The organism is Bradyrhizobium jicamae (genome assembly GCF_018130695.1).
In the GTDB taxonomy this organism is placed as follows: Bacteria; Pseudomonadota; Alphaproteobacteria; order Rhizobiales; family Xanthobacteraceae; genus Bradyrhizobium; species Bradyrhizobium jicamae_B.
Genome location: NZ_JAFCJX010000005.1, coordinates 71,496 through 98,081 on the forward strand (window position 1 = coordinate 71,496; position 26,586 = coordinate 98,081).

The following is a 26,586-nucleotide window of genomic DNA, read 5'->3' on the forward strand; positions in this document are numbered from 1 at the left end:
GCGCGTCGCTAAAGCGCGATGAGATTGGGTAGAATCGTCATCGCGCTTTAGCCCTTTGTTTGAGCATGATCTTTTCGGAAAACCGCTTCACACTTTTCCGGATCATGCTGTAGACCGACGCGTTCAATGCCTGCATTTCCCCGGCGCGCAGGCGGGCGCGGCCGGGCGGGCTGCCGCGACAGGGCGTGGCGGCGGCGCAGCATGCTGCACCTGTTGCATCGGCCGCGGCGGCGGCGGCGCCGCAGCGCGGGGCGGAGGCGGTGCGGCGGCACGCGGCGGCGGTGGCGTCGGACGCGCAACCGGCGCGTTGCTGACCGCCGCATGGGCCGGCGCGGCATGCGCGGGCGGCATCGGCCTGCCCGGCGCGACATGAACCGGCGCCGTCGATGTCACGGCGGGTCTTACGGTCGTTGCCGCCGTCGCGGGCTTCACGGTCGTGGTCGGCGTCGTTGCCGCCTGCGTCGACGGCGGCGGCATGCCGGTGCGCTTGAAGCTGTCCGGCTTGACGGCCGTCGAAGCTGGCGCGCCTGGCTGCACGGCGCCAACCTGCGGCCTGCCACCGGCGGGAGCTGTTGTCGTCGCCGTGGGCTTGCCCGTTGCCGGCGCGAACGCGGCGGCGCCTGTGGGCCTGCCGGCCGTTGCGGGCGCGGCGGTGGTCGGCGGCAAGGTCGCGGCTCTTGGCAACGGCTGGCCGGCGGTGCCGCCCGGCAGCGTATGCGCTGATGTTGCCGGCGCCATTGTCGTCGGCGGAGCACCTGGTGCACCCGGCCGGCCCGGCGCGGGCTGCACCAGCGTTGCCCGTTGCGCGGCGGCGGCCGGCAGCGATGGCGCGGCGGTCACGGGTGCGCCGGAAGCACCGGGACGCAAGCCGGCCGCACTTAGCTGCGCCGGCGTCGGGCGGGGATTATTGATCACGTTGTTGATGACGGTCGTGTTGTGGATGTTGGCGAACACGATGTTGTTCGGCGGCGGCGCGACATAGCGGGGCGCGACGACATAGGCCGGCATCGCCACGAACAGCGGGGTCGGCAATATGAACACGCCGATCGGAGGCGGGGGCGGCGCCAGCACGACGAAATCGGGCGGCGGCGGCGGCAGGAAGTACACCGGCGGCGGAGGCGGCGGCGCGAAGGCGAACACGGGATCGCCGTAATAGAGCACGGGGCGATCGACATAGACGATCTCATCCGGCGGCGGCGGCGGCACGTCATAGGCGAGCGCGGCAAACTGCGGCGGCGGCTCGAGCGCCGCCGAAAGATAGGCAAGCCGGCGCCGCGCATCATAGGCATGCGGGCCGCGCGGATAACGGTCGAGATACGACCAATAGGCCGGCGGCGTGTCGGCGAGATAGGTGCGCCGCCAGGTGATGGCCTCGCGCCGCGCAGCGACAATCGCACGCACGCGCGCGGCCTGCGGATCCCTCGGGTAAGCCTGCAGATAGTCCTCGTAGCCCTGCATCGTGTCGCGCTCCAGCGCGGCAGCATAAGCATCCTGCGGCGGGTACTCGCGGATCGGCTTGTTGCGAGGCGCGGCACTGGCCTGCACCGGCGGCGCATCCGGCTGGCGCTCGAAGAACATGAAGGGCGCATCGATCTTCTGCGCATCCCACGGGATCTGCGCGCCCTTGGTCATGTCGTTGACGCGCAGGCGGACGCGATCGAACATCTCGGGCAGGTTCAAGCCGCCGGTGCGGATCATCTCGGCGAGGGCCTGCGCATAGGGTCCATAGGGCGGCTGACCATCGGGCGCGACGGTGCCGGGCGCGGAGTTGAAGGCGATCAGCATCTTGGGATCGGGATCGACCAGCGCGAGGCCGCCGGCGAGCGGCTGGCCTTCCTTGGCGAACGTGTTGTTGCGCGCGGCATCGAGCACGATCACGTTCGCTTTCGACGGCAACGCCGAGAGCTGCCGCGTGTAATCGGAGATGCGGATCGCCTCGACTGGCACGTCCGTGTCGCGCGCAATCTTGGCATCGATGGGCACGAAGTAATTTTCGCCGGTGAGCTGCACGCCGTAACCGGCGAGATAGACAAAGGCGACCGTGTTGGGACCTGCGCCCTGCACCTTCTGCACGAAGTCGCGGAAGGATTTTCGCAGCGTCTCGCCGTCGAGATCGCGCGCGCCGATCACGTCGAAGCCGGCCGCCTGCAAGGTCTGCGCGATCAGGCCGGCGTCGTTGGCGGCGGTCGGCAGCGCGCCGCTTTCATAGGCACCGTTGCCGATCACCAGCGCAAGCCGCTTTTCCTGCTCCTGCGCCTGTGCGGGCAATGACGCCAGCGACACCAGACCGATGATCAGTGCCCAAAACATCCGCGCCATTGTCGTCCCCTCTTTACAGCATGCGGGCTGATCAAAGGCCTGCTCAAGTGAACCCGCGCTGAACAGGAATTCGAGCAATTGTGGCAATCCTTGGTCGTTGACACCTGCAGGTGAAGGAACTCGCGCAGCGGCATCGCAGATGCGCGGCGTGCGCGATTGTGACTGCAAGCGTTCAAAGCTAGGAATCCTGCTTGAAACACAGGCCGACAGGAATTTGCGATGCCGATCGCCGGACAGGGCATGCTGCTGACATCGATGGATGTCGATCCCTTACATGAGGCTGAATTCAATCGCTGGTACGACCGCGAGCATCTCGAGGAACGCGTCGCCATCGACGGATTCGTCGAGGCTCGCCGCTATGTCGCGCATGATGCGAAACCCAAATATCTGAGCCTCTACTCGACCGAGACTTTCGAGGTGCTGGACAGCCCCGCCTACCGCAAGGCGCTCGCCAGCCAGACCGACTGGTCGAAGGCCAACATCGCCCGCTTTGAGAATATGATCCGCGGCGTCGCGCGCATCACGATCAGCCGCGGTACCGGCCGAGGTGCGGCACTCGGCCTCATCCGCCTGCGCCCTGCCGAGGGCGGTGCGGAAAAACTCCGCGCTGCACTGCGAGAGCAGCTTGTGCCCTCGCAGGATGGCATCATCTCGATGCATCTGTTCGAGAATGATCCAACGCTGTCGAAACCGCTGACCGCGGATGCCGCAAAAGCCGATCCCGGCGCCGGCGACTGGTTCGTGCTGATTGATGCGACAGGCGTAAGTGTGGTGCCCCAAGCGATTGCAGGCATCACCGACAATGCGGCGTTCAAGCCGCTGGTCGTGACCAACGGCATCTACATGTTGATGTGGGACCTCGCGAAGGGTGATCTGCAGCACGCGTGAGTGTACATCGAGTCATGCTGCACCGCCGCATGACGTTCACGATCGAGATTAACGCCAAACGCAGATCAGCATCGCGAAAGCGGATGATCGCCCAAATTTGCCTTTGTGCACCGTCTTGAATGGCTCTAATAAGATAAGCCTATGATCCAATTCAAAAACCAGAAGAACGCCGCGTGAGCGTTCAAAGGCAAAGATAAGGCCGCGCCACACTTGGTATTTTCAAGCGCGGGACAAGGTAGGAATGAAACCGACTGATATCTCGGCGCCAGACTACTTTCATAAAGTGGTCGATTGCCAATGGGCTTGCCCCGCACACACCCCGGTTCCCGAGTACATCCGCTTGATTGCTGAAGGGCGTTACAGCGACGCCTACATGATCAATTGGAAGTCCAACGTGTTTCCCGGAATTCTGGGACGCACTTGCGACCGCCCCTGCGAGCCCGCCTGTCGCCGCGGCCGCGTCGAGGAGAATCCGGTCGCGATCTGCCGCCTGAAGCGCGTCGCCGCCGACTTCAAGGACGACATCAAGCACCGGCTGCCGAAGCCCGGACCGAAGAACGGCAAGCGCATCGCGCTGGTCGGCGGCGGTCCGGCCTCGCTTTCGGTCGCCCGCGACCTCGCCCCGCTCGGCTATCACTGCATCGTGTTCGACGGCGATCCCAAGGCCGGCGGCATGATGCGCAGCCAGATTCCAAAATTCCGCCTGCCCGACTCCGTGATCGACGAAGAGACCGATTACATCCTGGGCCTCGGCGTCGAGTTCAGGGGCGGCCAGCGCGTCGACAGCATGAAGGCGCTGCTATCCGACAAATATGATGCGATCTTCGTAGGCTCCGGCGCACCGCGCGGCCGCGAGCTCGATATTCCCGGCCGCAAGGAAGCAGCCAGCAACATCCATATCGGCATCGAGTGGCTGGCCAACGTGTCGTTCGGCCATGTCAGCAAGATCGGCAAGCGCGTCATCGTGCTCGGCGGCGGCAACACCGCGATGGATTGCTGCCGCACCGCGCGCCGGCTCGGCGGCGAGAGCGTCAAGGTCGTGGTCCGCTCCGGCTTCGAGGAGATGAAGGCCTCGCCCTGGGAGAAGGAAGACGCGATCCACGAGGACATTCCGATCCTCAACTACATGGTGCCGATCGAATTCAAGCATGTCGGCGGCAAGCTGATCGGCGTCACCTTCCAGCAGGTCAAGGCCGAGTACGACGCCAAGGGCCGCCGCAACCTGGTGCCGTCGGGCGATCCCGATCACACCATCGCCTGCGACGACGTGCTGGTCGCGGTCGGCCAGGAGAACGCCTTCCCCTGGATCGAGGCCGATTGCGGCATCGAGTTCGACAAATGGCACATGCCGAAGGTCGATCCCAAAACCTTCGTCTCGACCAACCCGAAGGTGTTCTTCGGCGGCGACGCGGCCTTCGGCCCGAAGAACATCATCTGGGCGGTGGCGCACGGCCACGATGCCGCGCTGTCGATTCACAGGATGCTGTCCGGCGAGGACATCACCGAGCGTCCGCTGCCCGAGGTGCACGTCTCCTCGCAGAAGATGGGCATTCACGAGTGGAGCTACGACAACGACATCTCCGCCGACCAGCGCTTCAAGGTGCCGCATCGCGACAAGGTGATCGCGCTGAAGGACATCCGCGCCGAGGTCGAGCTCGGCTACGACGTCAAGCTCGCGCTCGGCGAAGCCCAGCGCTGCCTGAACTGCGACGTGCAGACGGTGTTCTCGGCACCGCTGTGCATCGAGTGCGACGCCTGCGTCGACATCTGCCCGATGGATTGCATCACCTTCACCGAGAACGGCGAAGAGGATGACGTGCGCCAGCGGCTGAAAGCGCCCTCGCCGCATCACGACCAGGCGCTCTATGTCTCCGGCGATTTGAAGACCGGGCGCGTCATGATCAAGGACGAAGACGTCTGCCTGCATTGCGGGCTGTGTGCCGAGCGCTGCCCGACCGGCGCCTGGGACATGCAGAAGTACCTCATCGATATGGTTCACGCGGGATCATCATGTCAGTCCAAAGCCCGATCAGCAGCGTAAACGACTTCGTCGTCCGCTTCGCCAACGTCAACGGTTCGGGCTCGGCGTCCGCCAACGAACTGTTCGCGCGCTCGATCCTGCGCCACGGCGTGCCGGTGTCACCGCGCAACATCTTCCCGTCCAACATCCAGGGTCTGCCGACCTGGTACGAGGTGCGGGTCACCGAAGCCGGCCATCTCGGCGCACGCGGCGGCGTCGACATGATGGTGGCGATGAACCCGCAGACCTGGGACAAGGACGTCGCCGGCATCGAGCCGGGCGGCTACCTGTTCTACGATTCGACCAAGCCGATGCCGACGTCGAAATTCCGCGAGGACATCAACGTCATCGGCGTGCCCCTGACCGCGATCACCAACTCGACCTACACCGATCCGCGGCAGCGCCAGCTGTTCAAGAACATCATCTATCTCGGCGCGCTCTCGGCGCTGCTCGACATGGACCCGAAGGTGATCGAGCAGCTGATCGGCGAGCAGTACAAGGGCAAGGAGAAACTGCTCTCGTCCAACGTCCACGCGCTGCATCTCGGCCGCGACTGGGCGCTGCAGAACCTGAAGTGCCCGATCGGCTTGCGGGTCAAGAAGTCCGACAAGGTCGGCGACCGCATCTTCATCGAAGGCAACAGCGCGGCCGCGCTTGGCGCGGTCTATGGCGGCGCCACGGTTTGCGCCTGGTATCCGATCACGCCATCCTCGTCGGTGGCGGAGGCGTTCACCGCGCACTGCAAGAAGTATCGTCACGATCCTGAAACGGGCAAGGCGAAATACGCCATCGTGCAGGGTGAGGACGAACTGGCCTCGATCGGCATCGTGATCGGCGCCTCCTGGAACGGCGCGCGTGCGTTCACCGCGACATCGGGCCCCGGCGTCTCCCTGATGACCGAGTTCATCGGCCTCTCCTATTTCGCCGAGATTCCCGCCGTGATCATGAACATCCAGCGCGCCGGCCCCTCGACGGGCATGCCGACCCGCACCCAGCAATGCGACATCATCGCCTGCGCCTATGCCTCGCATGGCGACACCAAGCACATCCTGCTGTTCCCGGAAGATCCGGCCGAGGCATTCGAGTTCGCGGCGCAGTCGTTCGATCTCGCCGAGCGGCTGCAGACCATGATCTTCCTGATGCTCGATCTCGACATCGGCATGAACCACCGGCTGTCCCGCCCGCTGAAGTGGGACGACGCCCGGCAGTATGACCGCGGCAAGGTGATGACCGCTGACATGCTGGAGGAGGGCCGCGACTTCGGCCGCTATCTCGACGTCGACGGCGACGGCATCCCCTACCGCACCTATCCCGGCACGCATCCGACCAAGGGCTCCTACTTCACCCGCGGCACCTCGCGCGACCGCTACGCCCGCTACTCGGAAGAAGGCGCCGTCTACGCCGACAACATGCAGCGGCTGGTGCGCAAGTTCGAGACCGCGCAGGATCTGGTGCCGCGACCGTTGCAGGCCAATGCGGAGAGGCCCACCAAATACGGCGTGATCTATTTCGGCTCGACGTCGCCGGCGATGGACGAGGCGATCGGACTGCTGGAGGCGCGCGGGCACCTGCTCGACCGGATGCGGATCCGCGCCTTCCCGTTCCACTCCAGCGTCGCAAGCTTCATCGCCGATCACGACTTCGTCTATGTGGTCGAGCAGAACCGCGACGCGCAGCTGCGCCAGTTGATCGTCAACGAGAACGGCATCGATCCCGTGCGGCTGGTGCCGATCCTGCATTATGACGGCACACCCATCACCGCCCGTTTCATCGCCAATTCCATTGGCGACCACCAGGACCACCTGAAGGTGACCCCGCTTCGCAAGGCCGTGTCATGACCTATATCGCAAAGCCGAAATTCCATCACCCGAGCCTGAAGAAGAACGACCTCGGCTACACCCATCGTGATTACGAGGGCAAGATCTCGACGCTGTGCGCCGGCTGCGGCCACGACTCGATTACCGCCTCGATCATCGAGGCCTGTTACGAGCTCTCGATCGAGCCGCACCGGGTGGCGAAGATCTCCGGCATCGGCTGTTCTTCCAAGACGCCCGACTATTTCCTCGGCAATTCGCACGGCTTCAACTCGGTGCACGGCCGCATGCCGTCGGTCCTGACCGGCGCCAACCTCGCCAACCGCGATTTGATCTATCTCGGCGTCTCCGGCGACGGCGACAGCGCTTCCATCGGCTTCGGCCAGTTCGCGCACTCGATCCGGCGCGGTGTCAACATGACCTACATCGTCGAGAACAACGGCGTGTACGGCCTGACCAAGGGCCAGTTCTCGGCGACCGCCGACCGCGGCTCGAAGTCGAAGAAGGGCGTCACCAACACCGACAATGCGATCGATCTGGTGGCGATCGCGCTGCAGCTCGGGGCCACCTTCGTGGCGCGCAGCTTCTCCGGCGACAAGACGCAACTGGTGCCGCTGATTGCCGCTGCGATCCGCCACAAGGGCGCGTCCTTCATCGACGTGATCAGCCCCTGCATCGCCTTCAACAACCATGCCGGCTCGACCAAGAGTTTTGACTATGTCCGCGAGCACAATGACGCGGTGAACCGGCTCGACGTGCTGGTCGGCCGTGATCCGATCAGCGTCGATTACGCACCCGGCACCGTGCAGGTGGTCGAGCAGCATGACGGCACCAAGCTCGCGCTGCGCAAGCTCGACGCCGACTACGATCCGCATGACCGGCTCGGCGCCCAGACCTTCCTCGCCAGGCACGCCGCGAAGGGGCAGATCGTCACCGGCTTGCTCTATGTCGATCCCGAAGCCGACGATCTGCACACCCATCTCGACACGGTGGAGACGCCGCTCAATACGCTGGAGGCGGACACGCTGTGCCCGGGCTCGGCCGTGCTGGACAAGATCAACGCGAGCCTGCGGTAGGCTTCACCTCTCCCCGCGCTTTGCGGGGAGAGGTCGACGCCGGAGCGCAGCGCAGGCGGCGGGTGAGGGGCCATGCACGGCGCTGCCGCACAAGCAGCCTTTCCGACTCCTCGATACTGTCTGACTTCTCGATAGATGAGTCGGCACGTTGCGAACCTGTAGCAGGTAGCGTGCCTTGCCCCTCACCCGGATTGCGCTCCGCGCAATCCGACCTCTCCCCGCTGAAGAGCGGGGAGAGGTGAAGAGGTCTTTAAGCCGCCACCGCCGCGGTGCGCGGGCTGACGACGTATTCCTTCAGCACCTTGTCGCCGTCGACTTCGGTCAGCGCGACGTCGTAGGTCCAGAGGTCGGCGAGGTGCTGCAGCACGCGGCGCGCGTCGGTTTCGTTGAGCTGCGAGCCCTTCACCGTCGAATGGCGCAGCATCAGGCGACGGTCGCCGGCGAGGTCGACGTCGACCACCTCGATATTGGCGTCGATGAAGCCGACATCGTATTGCCGCGACAGCTCGCGCCTGACCCGGCGATAGCCGCGCTCGTCATGGATGGCGTCGACCTTGATGCCGTTGGTGTCGGCTGGATTATCGTGCAGATGGAAGAGACGGAAGCGGCGGATCAGCGCCGGGCTCAGGAACTGGCCGATGAAGCTTTCATCGCGGTAATTGGCCCAGATATCGCGCAGCACGCCCTCGACGTCGCCCTTGCCGGCGATATCCGGGAACCACTCGCGGTCCTCCTGCTCCGGATTGGTCACGATGCGTTCGATGTCCTGCATCATGGCGAAGCCGAGTGCATAGGGGTTGAAGCCGGACCAGCGGCGGTCGTCGAACTCCGGCTGGAACACCACATTGGTGTGCGAGCCCAGGAATTCGAGGAAGTTGCCGTCGGAAATCTGGCCCTGCTGATGCAGGCGGCTCATGATGCGGTAATGCACGTAGGTCGCGGTGCCCTCGTTCATCACCTTGGTCTGGCCCTGCGGATAGAAGTACTGCGCGATGTGGCGCACGATCCGGATGATCTCGCGCTGCCAGGGGTGCAACCGCGGCGCGGTCTTCTCCAGGAAGCGAAGGATGTTCTCCTGCGGCAGCCCGAGCAGCGCACGGCGGCGCTCGGCGGAGAGTGTCGTGGTGTTCTTGGTCTTGGTGGTCGGCACCGTCCGCCAGAGGTCGTTGAACGCAGCCTCCTCGTGGCGGCGACGATCGCCGGCGCGCTTCTCCTCGGCGCGAAGATCGAGCGTCTTCTTGCCGGGATAGCGGTCGATGCCGTGCGACATCAGCGCATGCGCGGCGTCGAGCGTGCGCTCGACCGCGAGGCGGCCGTGACGCTCCTCGCAGGCCATGATGTAGCCCTTGGCGAATTCGAGATAGTCGAGGATGCCGTCGGCATCGGTCCACTGCTTGAACAAATAATTGTTCTTGAAGAAGTGGTTGTGGCCGAAGGCTGCGTGCGCGATCACCAGCGTCTGCATCGTCGCGGTGTTTTCCTCCATCAGGTAGGAAATGCACGGCGAGGAGTTGATCACAATCTCATAGGCGAGGCCCATCAGGCCCTTGCGGTAGGACGCTTCCTGGAAGGCGAACTGCTTGCCGAACGACCAGTGCTTGTAGAACAAGGGCATGCCGACCGACGAATAGGCGTCCAGCATCTGCTCGGCGGTGATGACCTCGATCTGGTTCGGATAGACGTCGAGACCGAGCTCTTTCCTGGCGATCTCCTCGCAGGCGTCGTGGACGCGCTGCAGGGTGTGGAAATCCCAATCGGCGCCTTCGAACAGCAGTCCCGCCATCAGGCCACCCTCTCCTGCGCGCCGCGCTTCTTGAACAAATCCTGGAACACCGGGAAGATCTCGCCGCGCTCGCTGACCTTGCGCATCGACAGCGGCGCGCCGTCGTTGCGCAGACGCTCGTACAGCGTCCACAGCGAGGAGTCGGGCATGTCGAACGTGTAGTTGGCAGCCTCGCCGACCTCGAGATAGGCGAAGAACTGACAGACGGGCAGGATCTTCTCGGTCAGGAGCTGTCCGGTCAGCGCACTGTCCGACGTCATGTTGTCACCGTCGGAGGCCTGCGCCGCATAGATGTTCCAGTCGGCGGGGCGGAAGCGCGTCCGCAGGATGTCGGTCATCGCGACCAGCGCGCTCGACACCAGCGTGCCGCCGGAGGCCGGGCCGTGGAAGAATGTATCCTCGTCGACTTCCTCGGCGCGGTCGGTATGGCGAATGAACACGATCTCGACGTGCTTGTAGCGCCGCTTCAGGAACACGTAGAGCAGCATGTAGAACCGCTTGGCGAGGTCCTTCATGTGCTCGGACATCGAGCCCGACACGTCCATCAGGCAGAACATCACCGCCTGCGCCACCGGCTTCGGCACGGTCTCGAAGCGGCGATAGCGGATGTCGATCGGATCGATGAACGGGATCCGCTTGAACTTGGCCTTTAAGGCCTCGAGCTGAGCGCGGATCTCGGTACGGCGCTTCTCGTCGTCGCATTCGGCGAGTTCCGCCTCGAGCGCGTCGATGTCCTCCTGGCGCGGCCTTCGCAGCGCAACACGCCGCGCCAGCGCCCGGCTCACGGTGCGGCTGACCGAGATGTTCGCGGGCGAGCCCGACGTGGCGTAGCCGGCGCGCTGCAGGCCCTCGTGTTCGGTCTCCGCCAGCTTGCGCTTGGCAAGGTCGGGCAGTTCCAGATCGTCGAGGAACAGGTCGACGAACTCGTCACGGCTGAGCACGAAGCGGAAGGCATCCTCGCTGTCGCCCTCACCGGCGCCGGACCCTTTGCCGCCGCTTTGGCTCGGCCGGGGCAGATAGTCGCCCTCGACGAATTTCTTGTTGCCGGGCAGCACCATGTCCCGGGTTCCACCCTCGCGGCGGAACCGCGGTTCCTCCATCCCGTCCATGGGGATCGCGACTTCGCCGCCTTCGAGGACATCCTTGATGTCCCGATCCTGAGAGGTTTTCTTGACGGCTCCCTGCACCAGAGCCTTGGCTCGCCGGAGGAACCGCTGGCGGTTCTCGAGGCTCTTGCTACCCGGATTCAGGCGCCGATCGACGATATGAATGGCCACGTTGCATCCACTCTAGATCATGATGCGATTCACAGCATCACATCATGATCTGCTGTCTTTGTTGAGCACGATTTTTTGGAACAACCGGCCCCGCCAAGGCGCTGACGCGCTCGGCGGGGTTGAAATCATGCTCTAGCCGGCCTGCTTCACCCGCATGTACCATTCGACCAGACGGCGAACCTGGCGCTCGGTGTAACCGCGCTCCACCATCCGTGCGACGAACTCGCCGTGCTTCTTCTCGGTCTCGCCATCCTTCTTCGAACCGAAGGAGATGACGGGCAAGAGATCCTCGACCTGCGAGAAGATGCGCTTCTCGATCACGTCGCGGACTTTCTCGTAGGACGTCCAGCTCGGGTTCTTGCCGTTGTTGTGGGCCCGCGAGCGCAGCGAGAACTTGACGACCTCGTTGCGGAAGTCCTTCGGGTTGGCGATGCCGGCGGGCTTCTCGATCTTGGTCAGCTCCTGGTTCAGGAGCTCGCGATTCATCAGCTGGCCGGTGTCGGGATCCTTGAAGTCCTGGTCCTCGATCCAGGCGTCGGCGTAGTCGACGTAGCGATCGAACAGGTTCTGGCCGTAATCGGCGTAGGATTCCAGATAGGCCTTCTGGATCTCGTTGCCGATGAACTCGGCGTAGCGCGGCGCGAGATCGGCCTTGATGAATTCGAGATAGCGCTTCTCGACCTCATCGGGCAGCTGCTCGCGACGGATCGCCTGCTCCAGCACGTACATCAGATGCACCGCATCGGCACCGACTTCCGTCGTGTCGTGGTTGAAGGTCGAGGCCAGCACCTTGAAGGCAAAGCGGGTGGAGACGCCGTCCATGCCTTCGTCGACGCCCGCGGCGTCCTTGTACTCCTGGACGCTGCGCGCCTTGGGATCCGACTCCTTCAGGCTCTCGCCGTCATAGACCCGCATCTTGGCGAATACCGTGGAGTTCTCATGCCGACGCAGGCGCGACATCACAGAGAAGCGCGACATCGTTTCCAGCGTCGCCGGCGCGCAGGGCGCGGCGGCGAGCTCGGAGCTCTGGATCAGCTTCTCGTAGATCTTCTGCTCTTCGGTGACGCGCAGGCAGTACGGGACCTTGATGACGCAGATGCGGTCGATGAAGGCCTCGTTGTTCTTGTTGGTCTTGAAGCTCTGCCACTCCGCTTCGTTGGAGTGCGCCAGGATGACGCCGGTGAAGGGGATCGCGCCGATATTCTCGGTGCCGATGTAGTTGCCTTCCTGCGTCGCCGTCAGCAGCGGATGCAGCATCTTGATCGGTGCCTTGAACATTTCGACGAACTCGAGCACGCCCTGGTTGGCGCGGTTGAGGCCGCCGGAATAGCTGTAGGCGTCGGGATCGTTCTGGGCGTAAGTCTCGAGCTTGCGGATGTCGACCTTGCCGACCAGCGAGGAGATGTCCTGATTGTTCTCGTCGCCGGGCTCGGTCTTGGCGACCGCGATCTGGCGCAGCCGCGAGGGCTGGAGGCGCGCGACTCGGAATTGCGAGATATCGCCGCCGAAGGCTTCGAGCCGCTTGTAGGCCCACGGGCTCATCAGACCACTCAGCCTGCGGCGCGGAATGCCGTACTTCTCCTCGATCATCGGCCCGAGCTGATCCGGATCGAACAGGCCGAGCGGGCTTTCGAACACGGGGCTCAGCTCATCGCCGGCCTTCAGCACATAGATCGGATGGACTTCCATCAACGCCTTGATGCGTTCGGCGAGCGATGACTTGCCGCCGCCGACCGGGCCGAGCAGATAGAGTATCTGCTTGCGCTCTTCGAGACCCTGGGCTGCGTGCCGGAAGAAGCCGACGAGACGCTCGATCGTATCCTCCATGCCGTAGAAGCCGGAGAAGGCGGGATAAGAGCGCATCGTGCGGTTCAAAAAAATACGGCCAAGGCGAGGATCCTTGGCCGTGTCGATCATTTGCGGTTCACCGATCGCAGCAAGTAACCGTTCTGCGGCATTCGCATATCGCATCGGGTCACTTCGACACGACTCCAGATACTCCGCCATCGACATGTCGGTCTGGCTTCGCGCTTCGAACGACCTTGCGAAGGCGTTGAACAAAGAATCGTTGTACATGATCCCTCTCTCCACGATATGAATCGCCGCACGACTGAAACGAGTCGTAACTTTCAAGAGCACCAAGGATCGAATCAGCGTCGGCGCGCTTCGTCCATTGGACACTCGACCGACTCACTTCGGCAACGCACTGCGTGTGCAGCCTATGCCTTATCAACAAGCAGTAAGGTTAATAGTTCATCAACGAGCACTGTCGAGAGCCGGATTTTGGCTTCTGTAGCTCTCCCGCCACATCCGTGGTTTACCGGGGATACAGGCCTTCCAGGGTCGCTACCGAACTGAACAAAATCCACGCTCGGCAATGCACGTTTGGCTCCCTTAAAATGTGTGCTCCCCGCTTGGCGACGTCAAGATGTGCACGTTACGGGGTGCGATGAACATTCATTCAGGAAAGCCTTGAACCATCCTCCTCCGGTCGTGACTAAGGCATCGACTACCAACCGATGACCAACCAATTCCTGGCAACTCAACGTCGCAGCTTCCGTGCACGAACACTGACGCGTGATGCGTCATGTTTATTCCCGGGAGCCTGCATTCGTTCCTCGCCGTGAGCGCCTGGAAGCTACGTTTCGAATGTGTCGCCGGTTGCGAGAACGGATGGCATGAGTGTGGCACTAAACGCTTTGTGATCGACGCCTGAACGAAATCGCGACATCGGACCACAAACATCCGACGGCGCGGTGTGCCTTGTTTTGCAGGCTTTCGCGCATGTTTGCACGCGCAAAGGAACTCGTCTCGTCGCGCCGTCAATGCTAGGCTGCGGACAACCACGAAGAACGGAGGATGCGATGGACCGACGCAACATGTTGTGGAGCGCAGTGACCGCCTTCGGCGCAGTCTTCGCCGCCTCGCGTGCCAACGCTGCGACCGAAGCGCCTGCCGGCGGCAGGCTGAAGGTGGTCTATCACCTCAGCGATCTCGACAAGGTCAATTTCGTCATCGGCAATATCCAGAACCATCTCGACGGCGTCGGCGGTCCCGAGAATGTGACGATCGCGCTGGTGGTGCACGGCCAGGCGCTGAAGGCGTTTCATTCTGTCGCAGCCAGCCCCGATCTGTCGCGCCATGTCGGCCAGTTCGCCAGGGCGGGACTGGAGCTCGCTGCCTGCGGCAACACCATGAAGTCGCAGAATGTCACCCTGAAGGACCTGCTGCCGGGCTTCATCAGTGCCGACCGCGGCGGCGTGGTGCGCCTCGCCGAACTGCAGTCCCAGGGTTACCTGTACCTGCGGCCCTGACGACGGCGCCCCGCCGTCATAAAATTGTGCCGGCTGCGGGTTTCTCTAAGGCGCATCAGCGCCTCAAGGGATCGAACTGAAGTGAATGGCGTTATCCCTTGAAATCGCTGATATTCTGCCGGACCTCCCTCCCCTCGGTTGACATTCCGGTGCGACCCCAGAAAGCTGCCCGGGAACCCCAAAATCGCCCCCGATCGAACAAGAAACAGGCACCCATGAATCCCGTCAAAGCACTCGAAAACCATGGTCAGGCCGTCTGGCTGGACTTCCTCGCCCGCGGCTTCATCGGCAAGGGCGACCTGAAGGCGCTGATCGACACCGACGGCGTCAAAGGCGTCACGTCCAACCCCTCGATCTTCGAGAAGGCGATCGGCAGCTCGGACGAATATGACGGCGCGATCGGCCAGGCCCTCAAAAAGGGCGACCGCTCCGTCGCCGACCTGTTCGAGCACATCGCGGTCGAGGACATCCAGAACGCGGCGGACGTGCTGCGGCCGGTCTATGACCACACCAAGGGCGGCGACGGTTTCGTCAGCCTGGAAGTCTCGCCGTACCTGGCGATGGACACCAAGGGCACGATCGCGGAGGCGCAGCGGCTCTGGAAGGATGTGTACCGCAAGAATTTGATGGTGAAGGTGCCGGCGACGCCGGAAGGCCTGCCGGCGATCGAGCAGCTGATCGGCGAAGGCATCAGCATCAACATCACGCTGCTGTTCTCGCAGGACGTCTACCGCCAAGTCGCGGAAGCCTATCTCAAAGGCCTGGAGAAATACGTCGCCAAAGGCGGCGATCCCTCGCATGTCGCGAGCGTCGCCAGCTTCTTCGTCAGCCGGATCGACTCCTCCGTCGACAAGCAGCTCGACGAGAAGATCGCCAAGGCCAACGATCCGACCGAGAAGGAGCGGCTCGCCGCGCTGAAGGGCAAGGTCGCGATCGCCAACGCCAAGATGGCCTACCAGGACTACAAGCGCCTGTTCGCGGGCACCCGCTGGGACAAGTTGAAGGCCAAAGGTGCCAAACCGCAGCGGCTGCTGTGGGCCTCGACTGGCACCAAGAACAAGGACTACAGCGACGTCCTCTATGTCGAGGAGCTGATCGGCCCCGACACCGTCAACACCGTGCCGCCGGCGACGCTCGACGCCTTCCGCGACCATGGCAAGCTGCGCGACAGTCTGGAGGAGAATGTCGAGGACGCCCGCCGCGTGCTGGAGGAGCTGGAGAAGTCCGGCATCTCGCTCGACGCGATCACGGAAGAACTGGTCAAGGACGGCGTCAAATTGTTCGCTGACGCCGCCGACAAGCTCTATGGCGCGGTCGCCCACAAGCGCGCGACCTCGCTCGGCGGCGGCATCGATCGCCAGAAGCTTGCGCTCGGCGCTGCCATCGAGAAGGCGGTCGAGAAGAGCACCGAGGAATGGCGCGCCGCAGCCAAGATCCGCAGGCTCTGGCAGAAGGACAGGTCGGTCTGGACCAGCGATGACGAGCACAAATGGCTGGGCTGGCTGACCAGCGCCGCCGCCGCCAACCTCGCCGACTACGAGGATTTCGCAAAGCGCGTGAAGGGGCAGAACTTCACCGATGCGGTGGTGCTCGGCATGGGCGGATCGAGCCTCGGGCCCGAGGTGCTGGCGCAGACCTTCCCGCACAAATCAGGTTTCCCGCGGCTGCACGTGCTCGACTCCACCGATCCGGCGCAGGTGCGCGCGATGGAAGAGTACGTCGACATTTCGAAGACGCTGTTCATCGTCTCCAGCAAGTCCGGCGGCACCACCGAGCCGAACGTGATGAAGGATTATTTCTTCGACCGGGTGTCGAAGGCTGTTGGCAAGGACAAGGCCGGCCACCGCTTCATCGCGGTGACCGATCCGGGCTCCTCGCTGCAGAAGGTCGCGATCAACCAAGGCTTTGCCCGCATCTTCTACGGCGATCCCACGATCGGCGGCCGCTACTCCGTGCTGTCGCCGTTTGGTCTCGTCCCGGCCGCGGCTGCGGGGATCGATGTGCGCAGCCTGATCAATCACGCGTTGTCCATGGTGCGCTCCTGCGGTGCCGACGTGCCGCCGCATGAGAACCCCGGCGTGCAGCTCGGGCTCGCGATGGGAATCGCCGGTCTCGAAGGCCGCGACAAGGTGACGATCTTCGCCTCCGACAGCGTCGCCGATTTCGGTGCCTGGGCGGAGCAGCTGATCGCGGAATCCACCGGCAAGGACGGCAAGGGCCTGATCCCGATCGACGGCGAGACGATTGGCGACGTCTCGGTCTATGGCAATGACCGCTTCTTCATCGACCTACGGACTGAAAGCGACGACGACGCCGGGCATGACGCAAAACTTGCGGCGCTCGAAGCCGCCGGCCATCCCGTGGTGCGGATCGTGATGAAGTCGATCGACCATATCGGCCAGGAGTTCTTCCGCTTCGAGATCGCAACCGCGGTCGCAGGCGCGATCCTCGGCATCAACCCGTTCAACCAGCCGGACGTCGAGGCCGCCAAGATCAAGACCCGCGAACTGACCGCTGCGTTCGAGAAGACCGGCGCGTTGCCGGGCGAAAAGCCGGCGGTGTCGACGGCGGAGGCCGATCTCTACACCGACGCCCAGAACGCCGACGATCTGCGCAAGGCCGGCGCCAATGGCGACCTGAACTCCTGGATCAAGGCGCACCTGTCGCGCTCCGGCCGCGGCGACTATGTCGCCCTGCTCGCCTATATCGAGCGCGACGGCGACACGATCGACGCCATGCAGGCGATGCGGCTGAAGCTGCGCGATGCCCGGCATCTGGCGACCTGCGCCGAGTTCGGCCCGCGCTTCCTGCACTCGACCGGCCAGGCCTACAAGGGCGGCCCCGACAGCGGCGTGTTCCTGCAGATCACGGCCGATGACGCCGCCGACCTGCCGGTGCCCGGCCAGAAGGCGAGCTTTGGCGTGGTCAAGGCGGCGCAGGCGCGCGGCGACTTCGACGTGCTGACCGAACGTGGCCGGCGCGCGCTGCGCGTCCACCTGAAGGGCGATTTGCTCTCCGGCCTCGCGGCGCTCGACGCGGCGATCGCCAATGCACTGAACTGAGGGAGCGCCAAAATGCAGCTCGGCATGATCGGCCTCGGGCGGATGGGCGGCAACATCGTCCGCCGCCTGATGAATCGCGGCCACTCGACCGTGGTCTATGACAGGGACGCCAGGGCGGTCGAGGCGCTGACGGCCGACAAGGGGGTCGGCGCCTCCTCGCTGGAAGACTTCGTGCTCAAGCTGGAAGCGCCGCGCACCGCCTGGGTGATGCTGCCGGCCGGCAAGATCACCGAAGCGACCATCGATGCGCTGTCGAAGCTGATGCAGCCCGGCGACACCATCATCGACGGCGGCAACTCGTTCTGGCAGGACGACGTCCGCCGCGGCAAGGCGCTGAGAGAGCGCGGCCTGCACTATATCGACATCGGCACCAGCGGCGGCGTCTGGGGCCTCGAGCGCGGCTATTGCATGATGATCGGCGGCGAGAAGGCGGTCGTCGACCGGCTCGATCCGATCTTCAAGGCGCTTGCGCCCGGGATCGGAGATATTCCGCGCACCCCGGGCCGCGAGAAGCGCGATCCCCGCATCGAGCAGGGCTACATCCATGCCGGCCCCGTGGGCGCCGGACACTTCGTCAAGATGATTCACAACGGCATCGAATACGGGTTGATGCAGGCCTATGCCGAAGGCTTCGACATCCTCAAGAACGCCAATATCGAGGCGCTGCCGCCAGAGCACCGCTTCGACCTCGACATCGCCGACATCGCGGAGGTATGGCGCCGCGGCAGCGTGATCCCGTCCTGGCTGCTCGACCTCACCGCGACGGCGCTGGCCGAGAACCACACGCTCGACAACTACTCGGGCTTTGTCGAGGATTCCGGCGAGGGCCGCTGGACGGTCAATGCCGCGGTCGACGAGGCCGTGCCGGCCGAGGTGCTGACGGCGGCGCTCTACACCCGCTTCCGCTCGCGCAAGGATCATACCTTTGCGGAGAAGATCCTCTCGGCAATGCGCGCAGGGTTTGGCGGGCACAAAGAACCGAAGAAGCCGGCCTGATGACGGTCACGCAAGCCAAACAAAAGAAGCCGGATCCCTGCAGCATCGTCATCTTCGGTGTGACCGGCGATCTGGCGCACCGGCTGGTGATCCCCGCGCTCTATAACCTCGCCGCCAACGACCTGTTGCCGGACAATTTCTGCATCGTCGGCATCGCCCGCAAAGGCATGTCGAACGAGCAACTGACCGAGAGCCTGACCAAGGGCCTGCACCAATACGCCACCCGCAAGGTCGATGACGCCATCGCCAAGCGGCTGCTGGCCTGCGTCACTTGCATCGAGGCTGATCCGAAGGATCCGGCGTCGTTCGATGCGATGCGCGATCGGCTCGACAAGCTCGAATCCGCACGCGAGACACAGGGCAATCGGCTGTTCTACCTGGCGACGCCGCCGAGCGGTTTCCTGCCCATCAGCAAGGAACTGGCCCGCACCGGCATGCTCGCCGAAAACGGCGTATGGCGACGGCTGGTGGTTGAAAAGCCGTTCGGCACCGACCTCGCCTCGGCAAAGGCGCTCAACAGCGAATTGCTCAAGCTGATGGAGGAGCACCAGATCTACCGGATCGACCATTACCTCGGCAAGGAAACGGTGCAGAACATCCTGGTGCTGCGCTTCGCCAACGGCATGTTCGAGCCGATCTGGAATCGCAACCACATCGACCACATCCAGATCACCGTCGATGAGAAGCTCGGCGTCGGCCACCGCGGCAGCTTCTACGACGCGACCGGCGCACTGCGCGACATGGTGCCGAACCATCTGTTCCAGCTGCTCTCGCTGGTAACCATGGAGCCGCCGGGACGCTTCGACGCGCACGCCGTGCGCTCGGAAAAGGCCGACGTGCTGGCCGCGATCCAGACCCAGACCGAGCAGGAAGCGTTGCACAACTCGGTCCGCGGGCAGTATCGCGCCGGCAGAATCGGCGACACCGAGATCGAGGATTATCGCAGGACCGCCGACGTCCAGCCATCCAGCACCACGGAGACCTACGCCGCGCTGAAGCTGACCATCGACAATTGGCGCTGGGCCGGCGTGCCGTTTTATCTCCGCACCGGCAAGGCGCTCGGCGTCAAGCGCACCGAGATCGCGATCAAGTTCAAGCAGGCCCCCTTTGCCATGTTCCGCAATACGCCGGTCGACCGGCTGTCGCAGAACTACCTGATCATCTCGACCGAGCCGACCGAAGGCATCGCGCTGCAGTTCAACACCAAGGTGCCGGGCCCGGCGATCAACATCGATGGCGTCGAGATGAAGTTCCGCTACAAGGATTACTTCCAGGCCGAACCATCGACCGGATACGAGACGCTGATCTATGACTGCATGATCGGCGACAACATCCTGTTCCAGCGCGCCGACAGCGTCGAGGCCGGCTGGCGGGCGGTGCAACCCTTCCTGGACGCCTGGAAGAACGCCGGCGGCAAGGGGCTGAAAGTCTACGAACCCGGCAGCGAGGGCCCCGAAGAGGCGAACGACCTCCTCGAGCGCGACGGCCGGAGCTGGCGAAAGCTGAGCTGACATGGCTGATGATCGCGCACGCAAGATCCTCACCGTCGCCGACCCCGAGGCAATGGCACGCATGGCCGCCGAGCGGCTGATCGCGCGGATCGCCGCCAACGACGACCGCATCGCGATCTGTCTCACCGGCGGCTCCAGCCCCAAGGCGCTGTACCAATTGCTGGCGACGGCGGAGTATCGCAGCAAGATTCCCTGGGACCGCATCGACTGGTTCATCGGCGACGAGCGCCTGGTGCCGCGCAAGGATCCGCTGCACAACATGGGCATGGCGCGGCAGGCCTTCCTCGACCGCTGCGCCCCGGCGGCCAACGTCCATCCCATCGCGACCGATACGGCCGACCTGAAAGACCCCGACGTCAGCGCCGCGCTCTACGAGAACGGACTGATGGCGTTCTATGGCGCCGAGCAGCTCGACCCGGCGCGCCCGCTGTTCGACCTCGTGCTGATGGGCATCGGCCCCGACGGCCACACCGCTTCGCTGTTTCCAGGCTTCCCGGCCGTCGAGGAGACGCAGCGCTGGGTGGTCGGCGTGCCCAAGGCCAATGTCGAGCCGTTCGTGCCGCGCGTGAGCCTGACGCTATCAGCGCTGGCCTCCTGCCGCGAAATGCTGTTTCAGGCGGCCGGCAGCGGCAAGCGCGCGATCTTGACGCGGCTGCTCGCAGGCGAGAATCTGCCGGCGAACCGCGCACGATCGATAGGCGAAACGGTTTGGCTCGTCGATCAGGCCGCGCTGCCGGAGGAGTTTCGTGGCTGACGAGCAATTGCCCTGCGCGCTGATCGTGATGGGCGTGTCCGGCTCCGGCAAGAGCACGGTCGCCGATCGCCTCGCCATCAGCCTCGGCTGGCGGTTCGAGGACGGCGACAGCTTTCATCCGCCCAGCAACGTCGCCAAGATGCACGCCGGCCACCCCCTGACCGACGAGGATCGCTGGCCGTGGCTCCGGGCGATCGCCGCCGAGATCGGCCGCGCCTGCAAGGCCGGCGAGCACGTCGTGATCGCCTGCTCGTCGCTGAAGCGCGTCTATCGCGAGGTGCTGCTGAATGGCCGGACCGACGTCCGCTTCGTCTTCCTGAAGGGCACACAGGAGCTGATCGCGGGCCGGCTGGCTGCACGCAAGAACCACTTCATGCCGCCGGGGCTCTTGACCAGCCAGTTCAACACGCTGGAGCCGCCGGGCGCGGACGAGCATCCCCTCACCGTCTCCATCGACGCCAGCGTCGAGGCCATCGTCGACGACATCGTCGCCCAACTGAAATTGGATTCCCCATGACCCGTATCGCCCTTGTCGTGTCCGACGTCGACGGCACGCTCGTGACCAAGGACAAGATCCTGACCGACGACGCCAGGGCCGCGGTGCGCAAGCTGCACGAAGCCAATATCGGCTTCACCGTCGTCTCCAGCCGGCCGACCATCGGCATGGATTTCCTGATCGCGCCGCTGTCGATCACGTTGCCGATCGGCGCCTTCAACGGCAGCTCGATCGTGGATGCCCAGCTCAAGCCGATCGAGCAGCATGTGATTCCGCCGGCCGTGGTCGAGAGGAGCCTCAAGATCCTCGCCGAGTTCGGCGTCGACATCTGGCTGTTCACCAACGACCGCTGGCTGACCCGCAATCCCGACGGCGAATACGTCGAACACGAGAAGCGCGCGATCAAGCACGACCCGACCATCGTTCCGGACTTTACGCCGTATCTCGGCAGCGTCTGCAAGATCGTCGGCGCGAGCTCGAACCCGGAGCTCCTCAAGCGTTGCGAAGCCGCTGTACAGCAGGCCGTTGGTCATGAGGCGACTGCGGTCCGCTCACAGACCTACTATCTCGACATCACGCCGCCCGGCCACGACAAGGGCACCTTCGTCGCCGCCATCGCAAAGCGGCTTGGCGTCGATCTCGCCAACGTCGCCACGATCGGCGACATGCAAAACGATCTTCCGATGTTTGCGAGAAGCGGCGTCTCCTTCGCGATGGGCAATGCCAGCGATGACGTGAAGGCGCGCGCCACGCACGTCACCGAGAGCAACGCGCAGGACGGCTTTGCCCGTGCCATGGAGCGCGTGCTCGCGCTTCGCTGAGGTCGTCGCGAACTGCACATTGTCAGCAGTTCCACAGTGATCCCGCTCATAGTCCATCACAATTGATCACGTCATCCTGATTACGTGCCGAAATGTCGTGTCTGACCGCGCGGGAGCTCGTCACGGGCGTCCGACCGTCGGGTCGGTTCCTTCGACGCGCCTGAATATCAAGCGTTCGTCGCGGAGAAATCGAGCAAACGTCAAAGCGCCCTTGCTTCAGAGCCGTCTTAGTCGGCGGGCTACCGGAATTTTTTTGGCGTCGTCCGATCTCGTTATTTCCAGCCCTTCGGATCGGGCTCCCGGAAATGCCCGGACACGTCAACGTCTATTGGAGCAAAGTCATGGCCGTCACGACCAGTTTCGCCGCCGGAATACTCAGCATCTTCGGCGATGCCGCCGACAACGGCATCACGGTGAGCCGCAACGCGCCGGGGAATATTCTGGTCAATGGCGGCCTCGGCAGCTTCTCCACGGTGGCGAATACCAGCCAGATTCAGGCCTTCGGCCAGGCCGGCAACGACACCATCGCGATCGACGAGAGCAACGGCGCGCTGCCGCCCGCGCTGCTGTTCGGCGGCACCGGCGACGATGCGCTGACCGGCGGCTCGGGCAACGATCAGCTGTTCGGCCAGGCCGGCAACGACACGCTGCTGGGCAAGGGCGGCAACGATCTCCTGTTCGGTGGCGACGGCAGCGACACGCTGATCGGCGGCGCCGGCGACGACCAGGTGTTCGGCGAGGCCGGCAACGATCTGATGATCTGGAATCCCGGCGACGGCACCGACCTGTTCGAGGGCGGCGACGGCAGCGACACGGCGCAGATCAACGGCGGCAACGGTGCCGAAGTCTTCACAATCACCGCCAACGGCACGCGCGTCCGGTTCGATCGCGTCAGCCCGGCCCCGTTCAGCCTTGATATCGGCACCACCGAAAACCTGGTGCTCCATGCCGGCGGCGGCGACGACGTCATCACCGCAGGCAATGGCCTCGGCGCGCTGATCTCGCTCACCCTCGACGGCGGCGACGGCAACGACACCATTACCGGCGGTGACGGCGCCGACCTGCTGCTGGGTGGCGCCGGCAACGACATCGTCGCCGGCGGCCGCGGCAATGACACCGCGCTGCTCGGCGACGGCGCCGACACCTTCATCTGGAACCCCGGCGACGGCAGCGACATCGTCGAGGGCCAGGCCGGCAACGACACGCTGCAATTCAACGGCGCCAACATCGCCGAGCGGATCGACATCGCGGCCAACGGCTCGCGCGTGCGCTTCACCCGCGACGTCGCCAACGTCACGATGGACCTCAACGGCGTCGAGAACATCAATTTCAAGGCGCTCGGCGGCGCCGACAATGTCACGGTGCACGACCTGACCGGCACCGACGCCAAGCACGTCTTCATCGACCTGCAGGCCAGTGGTGGCGGCGGCGACGGGGCAGCGGACACAATTACGGTCGAAGGCACCGGCAATGCCAATCAGATCACCGTGGCGCAAAGCGGCGCCAACGTTGTCGTCAGCGGCCTGGCCGCCGACGTCACCATCACCGGTCAGGAAGGCGCCAACGACACGCTGGTCATCAACGCGTTCGGCGGAAATGACACCATCAATGCGGCCGCCCTGCCGGCGGGGCAGTTGCGCCTGACCATCGATGCCGGCGCCGGAAACGATACTGTGATCGGCAGCGCGGGCGCTGACACCATCCTTGGCGGCGATGGCAATGACATCGTCACCGGCGGTCGCGGCGACGACGTCGCATTGCTGGGCGCCGATGATGATACCTTCATCTGGAATCCCGGCGACGGCAGCGACACGGTCGAAGGCCAGGGCGGCACCGACACGCTGCAGTTCAACGGCGCCAATATTGCCGAGCAAATCGACATTTCGGCCAATGGCAGCCGGGTGCGATTCAGCCGCGACGTCGCCAACATCACGATGGACCTCAACAGCGTGGAGAAGATCAACTTTCACGCGCTCGGCGGCGCCGACACGATCTCGGTCAACGACCTCTCCGGGACCGGTACCCAGCAGGTCGCGATCGACCTCACCGGCTCCAATGGCAGCCCGGACGGCGCGCTCGATACGGTCGTGGTCAACGCCACCAATTCGGACGATACCATCGCCCTCAGCCAGAGCGGCAACGACATCCTGGTCGACGGCGTCTCCGCTGAAGTCCTGGTTCACGGCCAGGACGCCACCGACGTGCTGACGGTCAATGGGCTTGGCGGCGCCGACGTGATCAATGCGTCCGGCATCGCGGTCGGTGCGATCGCACTCGCGATCAATGGCGGCGCGGGCGACGACCTCATCGTCGGCAGCGCCGGCGGTGATATCGTCACGGGCGGACAGGGCAACGATACCGCCCTGCTCGGCGGCGGCGACGATACCTTCATCTGGAATCCCGGCGATGGCAGCGACATCGTCGAGGGCCAGGCCGGCACCGATACACTCGACTTCAACGGCGCCAACATCGCCGAGAATATCAATATCTCGGCCAATGGCAGCCGCGTCCTGTTCACCCGCGATGTCGCCAGCATCACGATGGACCTCAACGGCGTCGAGAACATCAACTTCACCGCGCGGGGCGGCGCCGATCGGATCACGGTCAACGATCTCGCCGGCACCAATACCACCAAGGTCGCGATCGATCTCTCGGCCACTCCAAACAGCGGCACCGGCGACGGCGCGGCCGATACCGTGACGGTCAACGCCACCACCGGCGTCGATCACATCACGGTGACCCAAAGTGGCGGCAACATCCTCGTTGACGGGTTGCATGCCGATGTCTCGATCTTTGGGCAGGAAGCCGCCAACGACTCCCTGTTCATCAACGGCCTCGCAGGCGCCGACATCATCGACGCATCCGGGCTCGGCGCGGGCCAGATCAAGCTCGTCATCAACGGCGGCGACGGCAACGACGTGATCACCGGCAGCGGCGGCGCCGACCAGGTGACGCTCGGCAATGACGACGACACCTATGTCTACAAGACCGGCGGCGGCGCCGATGTCATCACCGATTTCGTCGCAGGCGCCGGCACGCCGGACAAGATCAGCCTCACCGCGTTTGCCAGCGCGGGCATCCACGACCTCACCGCCGTGCTTGCGCGCGCGACCCAGGTCGGCGCCGACACCGTGATCGATTTCGGCGGCGGCAACACGCTGACGCTGCAGAACGTCACCAAGACCGATCTCAGCGATGACGATTTCATCCTGGGCGGCGCCGGCGTCACCTCGGTCACGACATCAGGGACCGGGATCACGGCCGGCTCCGGCGATCTCAATGCCGGCCATGTCGTGACGTTCACGGTCACCTTCGACGAGACCGTCACCGTCACCGGCCAGCCGCGCCTTCTGCTCAACGACGGCGGCATTGCGACCTTCGTGAGCGGTAGCGGCAGCAACACGCTGACCTATCAGTACACGGTCGCGGCCGGCGAGAACACCGCCGACCTCACCATTATCGGCGCCGACCTGAACGGCGGCACGATGAAGGATCCCTTCAACAAGGATGCCGATCTCAGCGGCGCGCTGGTCAATCCCGCCGGAACCCTGCAGATCGACACGATCAACCCGCATGTCACGGACGTCGCGGCGACGCCCGCCGACGGCCACAAGGGCGCGGGCTCGCTGATCTCGCTGGCCGTGCACCTCGATGAGGCCGTCACGGTCAATGGCGGCGTCCCCACACTGGCGCTGAATGATGGCGGCATCGCGCATTACGTCAGCGGCAGCGGCACCGATACCCTGATCTACCAATACATGGTGGGCGCGGGCGAGAACACGGCCGACCTCGCCGTCACCGGCTCCAGCCTCAATGGCGCGACCGTCAAGGATGCGGCCGGCAACGATGCCAATCTCGCTGGCGCGGTGACCAATCCTGCGGGCACGCTGAACATCGATACGCTTGCGCCACATCTCGATAGCATCGTGGCGTCGCCGACGAACGGAAATCAGACCGCCGGCGCGCTGATCAAGTTCACCCTCGATTTCGACGAGGCCGTCGATCTGGCCGGCGGCACGCCGACACTGTCGCTGAATGATGGCGGCACGGCGGTGTACGATGCGGCCGCCACGGTGCTGCTCGGCGACAAGAGCAAGCTGGTGTTCGACTACGTGGTCGCGGCCGGCGATACGCCGACCACCGCGCTGTCGATCACCGGCTTCAATCCGCACGGCGCGTCGGTGGCCGATCTCGCCGGCAATCTCGCCGACCTCAGCCATGTCTCGCAGACCTTCAGCGGGCTGCCGGTCAACGAAAACGGCCACGTCATCCCACCGTTCACGATCGGCGGCTTCACGCGGCCGGAGCTGCATCTCGACAACAACGGCAACATCCTGCTGGACGCGACCGCCGAGAATTTTGTCGAGCACTTCGGGCTGAAGTTCCTTTACCTCGGGGTGCCGGCGGGAACGCCATATCCGCCGGTCGATTTGCATCCGTAACCGGAAAGCGCGG

At 64.3% G+C, this 26,586-nt stretch carries 16 protein-coding genes; 12 read left to right on the forward strand and 4 right to left on the reverse strand.

The features are described 5' to 3' along the window. Positions 1–123: 123 nt before the first annotated feature. Positions 124–2,319 (reverse strand): caspase family protein, encoded by a 2,196-nt coding sequence (locus tag JQ604_RS08715; RefSeq protein ID WP_212355462.1) that lies wholly within the window; start codon positions 2,317–2,319, stop codon positions 124–126. A 219-nt stretch (positions 2,320–2,538) separates the two neighbouring features. Here JQ604_RS08715 and JQ604_RS08720 point away from each other — a divergent pair, with 219 nt between their 5' ends. The 4 genes from JQ604_RS08720 to JQ604_RS08735 all read left to right on the forward strand — a co-directional run bounded on the left by JQ604_RS08720 (position 2,539) and on the right by JQ604_RS08735 (position 8,117). Beyond that, the gene (locus tag JQ604_RS08720) at positions 2,539–3,207 is read left to right on the forward strand and encodes a DUF4286 family protein (RefSeq protein WP_212355464.1); all 669 of its coding nucleotides are present in this window, start codon (positions 2,539–2,541) and stop codon (positions 3,205–3,207) included. Positions 3,208–3,448: 241 nt separating this feature from the next. Next, entirely contained in the window at positions 3,449–5,248 is a 1,800-nt protein-coding gene (locus tag JQ604_RS08725; RefSeq protein WP_212355466.1) for an FAD-dependent oxidoreductase, read from the forward strand. Further along, positions 5,218–7,065: a 2-oxoacid:acceptor oxidoreductase subunit alpha gene (locus JQ604_RS08730; RefSeq protein WP_212355468.1), complete on the forward strand. Its 1,848-nt coding sequence runs from the start codon at positions 5,218–5,220 to the stop codon at positions 7,063–7,065. The genes JQ604_RS08725 and JQ604_RS08730 overlap by 31 nt, the downstream gene beginning before the upstream one ends. Next, a complete protein-coding gene (locus JQ604_RS08735) occupies positions 7,062–8,117 on the forward strand; it encodes a 2-oxoacid:ferredoxin oxidoreductase subunit beta (protein WP_212355470.1) in 1,056 nt (351 codons plus the stop codon). The genes JQ604_RS08730 and JQ604_RS08735 overlap by 4 nt, the downstream gene beginning before the upstream one ends. Before the next feature lie 250 nt (positions 8,118–8,367). Here the strand turns inward: JQ604_RS08735 and JQ604_RS08740 are convergent, their stop codons facing one another. From JQ604_RS08740 to JQ604_RS08750, 3 genes are all read right to left on the reverse strand, one after another. Further along, complete coding sequence (locus JQ604_RS08740) at positions 8,368–9,900, reverse strand: SpoVR family protein (RefSeq protein ID WP_212355472.1); 1,533 nt, start codon at positions 9,898–9,900, stop codon at positions 8,368–8,370. Then, complete coding sequence (locus JQ604_RS08745; RefSeq protein WP_212355926.1) at positions 9,900–11,171, reverse strand: YeaH/YhbH family protein; 1,272 nt, start codon at positions 11,169–11,171, stop codon at positions 9,900–9,902. The genes JQ604_RS08740 and JQ604_RS08745 overlap by 1 nt, the downstream gene beginning before the upstream one ends. A gap of 138 nt (positions 11,172–11,309) precedes the next feature. Then, positions 11,310–13,253, reverse strand: a complete 1,944-nt coding sequence (locus tag JQ604_RS08750) for a PrkA family serine protein kinase (protein ID WP_212355474.1) — start codon at positions 13,251–13,253, stop codon at positions 11,310–11,312. 788 nt (positions 13,254–14,041) lie between these two features. Between JQ604_RS08750 and JQ604_RS08755 the strand changes: the two genes are divergently transcribed. From JQ604_RS08755 to JQ604_RS08790, 8 genes are all read left to right on the forward strand, one after another. After that, the gene (locus JQ604_RS08755; protein WP_212355476.1) at positions 14,042–14,491 is read left to right on the forward strand and encodes a DsrE family protein; all 450 of its coding nucleotides are present in this window, start codon (positions 14,042–14,044) and stop codon (positions 14,489–14,491) included. 215 nt (positions 14,492–14,706) lie between these two features. After that, positions 14,707–17,553 carry a bifunctional transaldolase/phosoglucose isomerase gene (locus tag JQ604_RS08760; protein ID WP_212355478.1) on the forward strand — a complete coding sequence of 949 codons (2,847 nt, stop codon included), beginning with the start codon at positions 14,707–14,709 and terminating at the stop codon, positions 17,551–17,553. A gap of 12 nt (positions 17,554–17,565) precedes the next feature. After that, complete coding sequence (gnd, locus tag JQ604_RS08765; RefSeq protein ID WP_212355480.1) at positions 17,566–18,549, forward strand: phosphogluconate dehydrogenase (NAD(+)-dependent, decarboxylating); 984 nt, start codon at positions 17,566–17,568, stop codon at positions 18,547–18,549. Further along, complete coding sequence (zwf, locus tag JQ604_RS08770; protein WP_212355482.1) at positions 18,549–20,060, forward strand: glucose-6-phosphate dehydrogenase; 1,512 nt, start codon at positions 18,549–18,551, stop codon at positions 20,058–20,060. Before gnd ends, zwf begins: the two co-directional genes overlap by 1 nt. A 1-nt stretch (position 20,061) precedes the next feature. Next, positions 20,062–20,814, forward strand: a complete 753-nt coding sequence (pgl, locus tag JQ604_RS08775; RefSeq protein WP_212355489.1) for a 6-phosphogluconolactonase — start codon at positions 20,062–20,064, stop codon at positions 20,812–20,814. A 28-nt stretch (positions 20,815–20,842) separates the two neighbouring features. After that, a complete protein-coding gene (locus JQ604_RS08780) occupies positions 20,843–21,331 on the forward strand; it encodes a gluconokinase (RefSeq protein WP_249158153.1) in 489 nt (162 codons plus the stop codon). After that, positions 21,328–22,131 carry an HAD family hydrolase gene (locus tag JQ604_RS08785; RefSeq protein WP_212355493.1) on the forward strand — a complete coding sequence of 268 codons (804 nt, stop codon included), beginning with the start codon at positions 21,328–21,330 and terminating at the stop codon, positions 22,129–22,131. The genes JQ604_RS08780 and JQ604_RS08785 overlap by 4 nt, the downstream gene beginning before the upstream one ends. Before the next feature lie 341 nt (positions 22,132–22,472). Then, positions 22,473–26,573, forward strand: a complete 4,101-nt coding sequence (locus JQ604_RS08790; protein WP_212355495.1) for a beta strand repeat-containing protein — start codon at positions 22,473–22,475, stop codon at positions 26,571–26,573. The last annotated feature ends 13 nt before the right edge of the window (positions 26,574–26,586 follow it).